This window comes from Bacillus sp. JJ1474 (assembly GCF_036965225.1).
Lineage (GTDB): Bacteria > Bacillota > Bacilli > Bacillales > Cytobacillaceae > Cytobacillus.
The window spans coordinates 1-817 of sequence record NZ_JBALPC010000335.1 but is presented as its reverse complement, the minus strand read 5'-3'; the positions used below and the strand labels follow the sequence as shown (position 1 = coordinate 817).

General features: G+C 37.2%; 1 protein-coding gene. It reads right to left on the bottom strand.

Features of this window, described 5'->3' with window-relative positions:
- Positions 1-802, bottom strand: an 802-nt coding sequence (locus tag V7164_RS25485; RefSeq protein WP_335355631.1) for an LppY/LpqO family protein, incomplete at its 3' end; no start/stop codon positions are given.
- Between the last annotated feature and the right edge of the window lie 15 nt (positions 803-817).

Sequence of the window (817 nt, the reverse complement as noted above, 5' to 3'; positions counted from 1 at the left end):
TACGTAACGTTCTAGCAACAGGATTTACCTCTTCTGCAGTAAGTACAAAATCACCAGTTATTGCTGCTGTCCCATTTTTTGTCGGCTGAAAATTGATCAATGTTGATACCCCCATAGCAGGAGGTATTTCCATGCCATTTTCCATGATTTTTTCTAACCGAGGAATAGCCATATGATAAACGCCACCACTAACTGTACCTTTATGTCTAAATATTTTATCAAGCTTTTGTTTATCAATGGAAAAGATATGCGAATCATCTGGTAGTTTGTCGTTCCATGGTATTTTTGTTAGTTTCAAGGCGGATCTAATCGCTTTAGCTAATTGAACTGGATTACCATGCCCCTCAATATGCAAATACATAATCCGGGGTGACTCGCCTAGTAAATGATTGTGTAATGCAGAAGCCTGAATTCCTTGATGGAAAAGTTGATTCATGACAGGCTGAATTTCATTTTCTGTAAGAACTAAATCACCCATAACCATTGTTTGATTATCCATTTGTTTAAAAGCTGTCCAGCCCCCTAAAGCTAAACCAGTCTGGATAGGCATTCCTTTGACAGTTACTTTCAAATCACTACGTGGGAGGCTGATATAAAAAACTTCACCTAGCTTCATCACACCTGATTTTCCCATCGCTTTCTCAACTAGTTTCCAGTTTACTTGCTGTGGTAAATGATCTGTTGAATCGATGTGATTAGGAGAAGAAGAGTTTTTCATCGCATGAATCAAGGGATTCGATGTAAAATTATAGAGCAAAACAACAACTAAAAAAGCAACTATAATATATTTCCATTTGTACATAGAGTAACTCTCCTT